Origin of the sequence: Pararobbsia silviterrae (assembly GCF_003628125.1) — a bacterium.
Lineage (GTDB): Bacteria > Pseudomonadota > Gammaproteobacteria > Burkholderiales > Burkholderiaceae > Pararobbsia > Pararobbsia silviterrae.
The window spans coordinates 52297-58572 of sequence record NZ_RBZU01000021.1; the positions used below are offsets into that span (position 1 = coordinate 52297).

The following is a 6276-nucleotide window of genomic DNA, read 5'->3' on the forward strand; positions in this document are numbered from 1 at the left end:
TCAGGTGCCGTGCGTATCGTCGATGCTCGTCACGTGTTGCACACCGCCTGCATCGATCCATGTGCGGATCCGCTGCGCGTCGCCGAAGCGCGAATACTTGCCCGACGAATCGAGCAGCACGATATCGATCGGCCGGTTCTGAATCGTCGTTTGCATGACCATGCATTCGCCGGCTTCGTTGATGAAACCCGTCTTCTGCAAACCGATGTCCCACTTGCCGCCGCGCACGAGCGCGTTCGTCGTGCCGTAGTGAATCGTCTTGCGCCCCGTGTACACCTCATACGAGACGTCCGTCGAGTATTGACGGATCAGCGGGTATTGATACGCGGCATCGACCATCCGCACCAGATCGCGGCCCGTCGACACGTTCTCGCTCGACAGACCCGACGGGCTCAGGAAGTGCGTATCGGTCATGCCGAGCGACTCCGCCTTCTTGTTCATCGCCGCGATGAACGCGGGGCGACCGCCCGGGTAGTAACGCGACAGCGAGGCGGCGGCACGGTTCTCCGACGCCATCAGCGCGATATGCAGCATGTCGTCGCGCGAGAGCACCGAGCCCACCGACAAACGCGAGCCGGTGTTCTTGATCATGTCGCGATCTTCGTCGGTGACTTCGATCTGCTCGTTGAGCGGCGCCTTCGAGTCGAGCACGACCATCGCCATCATGAGCTTCGTGATCGAGGCGATCGGCATCACCGACTGCGAGTTCTTGTCGAACAGCACCTCGTGCGTGTTCTGATCGACGACATAAGCGACGCTCGACCGCAGCGCGAGTTCGTCGGGCGTGTCGTGCAGTCCGAATGTCTGACCGACCGATTGACGCGGCTCGAACGCCACCTTGCTCATGACGGCCGCATGACCGCCGACACGGTAGTGCACACGACGGCGCTCAGCGCGCGACATCACGGCGACTTTCTCGGGCTTGGCGGCGGGGGTGGCTTTGGTGTCGGCGGCCGCGGCCTTCTCGGCGCGGTGGACAGACTTGACGTGCTTGGATTTCTTGGCGGGCTTCGCCGAGGCGGCGGGATCGGCATTCGTCGCGGCGTAGGCGGCGGACGGTGCCGCGGCGACGACCAGGGCGGCACAGACGGAAACGGCGACGCTTGTCGACATCAAGCGCAGGGCCTTTCCGATAACAGATTCTTGGCTTCTCATGGGTAATTCTTTGGCAGCGACACGGTGGCTTTGCGCAGAGTGTAGTAAAGCCACGAAAAATTAGCAATATTAGGCACTTACCGACGTCATTTAAACCGACATCTCGCAGACGATTGCCTAATCGCAATCGAAAACCACATTCCGATAAAACTTCGCTTCGGATCGCGCCACCGGACCCGTCGAGAACCAACGAATCCGGTGCGCACAATAGCAGACATCGAGCATGTGCGCGCATCCGAGACCCGATACGTCAGGCTTGCAACGCGTCTGCTCTGCATAACGGCAGAACTTCAGAAAACCTTACCCGCGATCACCGGACAGCCGCAAAAACGCCCGTCGACACTTCGCCGGGCGGGCACGTTTTTTGGCGCAAACCTTTGCGATTCGCGATCCGGCGCGATTTTAATGTTTGCGCACCAAAAACAGGCATCGCAGGTCATCAGAATGACATTCTGGTCATCCAAGCTATTGATACTGTTGACTATTCGCACATGGTGCATTGCATCAAAAAGTGCTTGACAATGTTTCCCAAGCGCCTAGAATTCCTCCCATGCTGCGTCGCACAACGTTGAGAGCGCGGCATTTTGAACCCAATCCAACACGGCTTGATGCAAGCAGAAGGTTCGGTGATTCGCCGAACGATGCGTCGGGTCGAATTTCAGGAGCATGCAATGAGTCTGTTGACCCCCGAGCAAATCGCTGCAAATCAGAAGGCCGCACTCGAAACGCTGTTCGGCTTGACGAACAAGGCATTCGAAGGCGTCGAAAAGCTCGTCGAACTGAACCTTCAGGTCGTCAAGCAATCGCTGGCGGAAAGCCAAGACACCGCGCACAAGGTTTTGTCGGTCAAAGACGCACAAGAACTGCTCGCGTTCCAAGCGCAACTGACGCAGCCGGTCGCGGAAAAGGTGCTGTCGTACGGCCGTCACCTGTATGAAATCGCATCGGCCACGCAAGCCGAGTTCGCGAAGGTCGCGGAAGCGCAATACGAAGAGCAAAACAAGAAGGTGCAAGCGCTCGTTGAAAACGTCGCGAAGAACGCGCCGGCCGGTTCGGAAACCGCGGTCGCCGTCCTGAAGTCGGCGATCACGGCAGCGAACACGACGTACGAAACCGTGCACAAGGCAACGAAGCAAGCAGTTGAAATCGCCGAAAGCAACTTCAACGCTGCCGCGACGGCTGCGACGAAGGCGGCTCAGCAAGCCGCGGCTCAAGCTTCGCGCGCTGCGAAGAAGGCCTAAGCAGGACACGCTTGGGTGGGCGGTATCGGTGATCGATCGATTCAGGCCCACTTCTAAGACTTGTCCTACGCGGATTAGAGGCTCGTTCTGATGGGCCTTTTATACCGTCCGGCGTAATATCTCTTTGCCGACACATTCTGATGTGGAAGCGCTTCGTTTTCCAAGAACGAATCCAGCAGTTCAAAAAGGGCATGTCCGAAAGGATGTGCCCTTTTTTCATGGGCAAGCCCAATCGGACGCGCGCTCGCCGCCCTGGGACGCGACGCTAGCCTAAGCGTCGACACCGCAGTCGCCGCTATCATGCGGCGGCCCTGCCCGCCTATCTGTGCCTCTGTGCCTCTGTGCCTCTGTGCCTCTGTGCCTCTGTGCCTCTGTGCCTCTGTGCCTCTGTGCCTCTGTGCCTCTGTGCCTCTGTGCCTCTGTGTCTCTGTGTCTCTGCGTCTTCAAGCTGTCGTGCTGTCGTGCTGTCGTGCTGTCGTGCTGTCGTGCTGTCGTGCAGGTACGCAGGCATTCGGCGCGATACGGGCACACGCGCTCGGACACGCAAAAAAAAGCACATGCGGCAGCGATGAACACTGCCTGCATGTGCTGGATCGATCCGAACGCGAGCGTCGCGATCGATCGGGTGCCTTACCGCGTGACGCTTACTTCTTACGCGGCGGCGGCAGATCGGTACACACCCCTTCGAACAATTCCGCCGCCATACCGACCGATTCTCCGAGCGTCGGATGCGGGTGAATCGTCTTGCCGATATCCGTCGCGTCCGCGCCCATTTCGACCGCGAGACAGACTTCGCTGATGAGATCGCCCGCGCCGAGGCCGACGATGCCCCCGCCGATCACACGATGCGTTTCCTTGTCGAAAATCAGCTTCGTGAAACCCTCGTCCCGGCCGTTTGCGACGGCACGGCCCGATGCGGCCCACGGGAACACGGCCTTTTCATACGCCGTGCCTTCGGCCTTGAGCTGCTCTTCGGTCTTGCCCGCCCACGCCACTTCCGGATCCGTATAGGCCACCGAAGGAATCTGCAGCGCATCGAAATACGATTTCTCGCCGAACGCCGCCTCAGCCGCAACGTGCCCTTCGTGCACTGCCTTGTGCGCGAGCATCGGCTGGCCGACGATATCGCCGATCGCATAGATATGCGGCACATTCGTGCGCATCTGCTTGTCGACGTCGATAAAGCCGCGATCCGTCACCGCGACGCCCGCCTTGTCGGCGCCGATACGCTTGCCGTTCGGCGTACGTCCGACCGCGACAAGCACCAGATCGTAGCGCTGCGGCTCGGCCGGCGCCTTCTCGCCCTCGAAGCTCACATAGATGCCGTCGGCCTTTGCTTCGGCCTTCGTCGTCTTGGTCTTGAGCATCACATTCGCGAACCGCTTCGCGTTGTACTTCTCCCAGACCTTCACGAGATCGCGGTCCGCGCCCATCATCAGACCGTCGAGCATTTCGACGACGTCGATCTTCGTGCCGAGCGTCGAATAGACCGTCGCCATTTCAAGACCGATGATGCCGCCGCCGACGACGAGCATCCGCTCGGGAAGCGAACGCAGTTCGAGCGCGCCCGTCGAATCGACGACACGCGGATCTTCAGGCATGAACGGCAGCTTCACGGCCTGCGAGCCGGCCGCGATGATCGCCTTCGCAAACTTGACGATCTGCTTCGTCCCATCCTTCGCGACGACCTCGATGTGGTTCGCACCGACAAACGTGCCTACGCCCGTCAGCACATGGACCTTGCGCGCCTTGGCCATGCCCGCCAGACCGTTCGTCATCTTGCCGACCACGCCCGATTTGAACGCGCGCAGCTTGTCGAGATCGACGACGGGCTTGCCGAACGTGATGCCGTGCGCGCCCAGCGCTTCGACTTCATCGACGATCAACGCGGTGTGCAGCAACGCCTTCGACGGAATACAACCGACGTTCAGGCAGACGCCGCCGAGCGTGTCGTAGCGTTCGATCAACACCGTCTTCATGCCGAGATCGGCCGAGCGGAACGCGGCCGAATAGCCGCCGGGGCCCGCGCCGATCACGACCATGTCGCACTCGACGTCGGCTTGCCCGCCAAACTGCGCCGCGGCCGGAGCCGTCGCAGCAGTGGCCGGAGCCGCAGCGGCCGGTGCAGCCGCCGCCGGGGCCGGGGCGGCCTTCGCGGGCTCGGGTTTCGCCGCGGGCGACGCGGCGCCGCTTTCGAGCGTGAGCACCAGCGTGCCTTCGGAGACCGTGTCGCCGACCTTGACCTTGATGTCCTTGATCGTGCCGGCCGCGGGGCTCGGCACGTCCATCGTGGCCTTGTCCGACTCAAGCGTGATCAACGATTGCTCGGCTTCGACGACATCGCCCGGCGCGACGAGCACCTCGATGATCGGAATGTCCTTGTAGTCGCCGATATCGGGGACCTTGACTTCGACGAGACTCATAGTGATTTCCTTCTCGTTGTGTTCGCCAGTCGTTAGAGGATCACGCGGCGGAAGTCCGCGAGCAGCGCGCCAAGGTACGCGTTGAACCGCGCCGCAGCCGCGCCGTCGATCACGCGGTGGTCATACGACAGCGAAAGCGGCAGCGTCAGACGCGGCACGAACTGCTTGCCGTCCCAGACAGGCTTCATCGCGCCGCGCGACAGGCCGAGGATCGCGACTTCGGGCGCATTGATGATCGGCGTGAAATGCGTGCCGCCGATGCCGCCCAGCGACGAGATCGAGAAGCAGCCGCCTTGCATCTGGTCGGGCTTGAGCTTGCCGTCGCGCGCGAGCTTCGAGAGATCGGCCATTTCCTGCGCGATCTGGATCAGCCCCTTCTTGTCCGCATCGCGAATCACCGGCACGACGAGACCGTTCGGCGTGTCGGCGGCAAAACCGATGTGGTAGTACTGCTTGAGGATCAGCGTATCGCCGTCGAGGCTCGCGTTGAACGTCGGGAACTTCTTGAGCGCGGCCACGACGGCCTTGATCACGAAGGCAAGCATCGTGACCTTGACGCCCGACTTCTCGTTTTCCTTGTTCAGCGTCACGCGCAGCGCTTCGAGGTCGGTGATGTCCGCTTCGTCATTGTTCGTGACGTGCGGAATCATGACCCAGTTGCGATGCAGATTCGCGCCCGAGATCTTCTTGATCCGCGAGAGCGGCTGCGGATCGATCGGGCCGAACTTCGTGAAATCGATCTTCGGCCAGGGCAGCAGATCGAGTCCGACACCGGAGCCCGCGGCAGGCGCGGCCGCAGCCGGCGCGGCCTTCTGGCCCGTCATCACGCCCTTGACGAACGCGGTCACGTCTTCTTGCGTAATCCGGCCCTTCGGACCCGTTCCCGCGACGCGCGCGACATCGACGCCGAGCTCGCGCGCGAACTTGCGCACCGACGGGCTCGCGTGACTATTGCGCTTGGCGCCGCCCTCACCGGCCTGGATCACGGGCGCTTGCGCGAGCGCCGAGGTCGCGGCCGTCGCGGGCGCCGGCTTGCTCGGCGCATCCGACGGCGCGGCGACGGCGGGCGCCGCCGCTGCAGGGGCCGCAGCCGGCGCGGCGGCTGGCGCACCGCCGGCGGCTTCGAGTTCGATGATCGACGAACCTTCCGACACCGTGTCGCCGACCTTGACCTTGATCGCCTTGACCGTGCCCGCGGACGGGCTCGGCACGTCCATCGTGGCCTTGTCCGACTCGAGCGTGACGAGGGCCTGCTCGGCTTCCACCGTGTCGCCGACCTTCACATGGATCTCGATGACCGGGATGTCCTTGTAGTCGCCGATATCGGGCACCTTCACATCGGTGCTGCCCCCTGCGGCGGCCGGTGCGGCGACAGGAGCGGGCGCGGCAGCCGCCGGTGCGGGCGCAGCGGCCGGTGCCGCCGCGGGTGCCGCGGCAGCCGGCGCCTTCGCGGCCGG

4 protein-coding genes are annotated in these 6276 nt (G+C 62.6%); 1 reads left to right on the top strand and 3 read right to left on the bottom strand.

All coding sequences use genetic code 11. The features are described 5' to 3' along the window. Entirely contained in the window at positions 1–1155 is a 1155-nt protein-coding gene (pbpG, locus tag D7S86_RS28005) for a D-alanyl-D-alanine endopeptidase (RefSeq protein WP_121091412.1), read from the bottom strand. 671 nt (positions 1156–1826) lie between these two features. Between pbpG and D7S86_RS28010 the strand changes: the two genes are divergently transcribed. Then, complete coding sequence (locus D7S86_RS28010; RefSeq protein ID WP_121091422.1) at positions 1827–2396, top strand: phasin family protein; 570 nt, start codon at positions 1827–1829, stop codon at positions 2394–2396. Between the two features lie 644 nt (positions 2397–3040). Here the strand turns inward: D7S86_RS28010 and lpdA are convergent. Next, complete coding sequence (gene lpdA, locus D7S86_RS28015) at positions 3041–4819, bottom strand: dihydrolipoyl dehydrogenase (RefSeq protein ID WP_121091413.1); 1779 nt, start codon at positions 4817–4819, stop codon at positions 3041–3043. A 32-nt stretch (positions 4820–4851) separates the two neighbouring features. Next, the coding region (aceF, locus tag D7S86_RS28020; RefSeq protein ID WP_121091423.1) for a dihydrolipoyllysine-residue acetyltransferase at positions 4852–6276 on the bottom strand (1425 nt) is incomplete at its 5' end.

What these genes read in the sequence shown, in the direction of transcription:
- lpdA (WP_121091413.1), bottom strand. Translation starts at nt 4,819, where the DNA reads ATGAGTCTCGTCGAAGTCAAGGTCCCCGATATCGGCGACTACAAGGAC.
- D7S86_RS28010 (WP_121091422.1), top strand. Translation starts at nt 1,827, where the DNA reads ATGAGTCTGTTGACCCCCGAGCAAATCGCTGCAAATCAGAAGGCCGCA.
- pbpG (WP_121091412.1), bottom strand. Translation starts at nt 1,155, where the DNA reads ATGAGAAGCCAAGAATCTGTTATCGGAAAGGCCCTGCGCTTGATGTCG.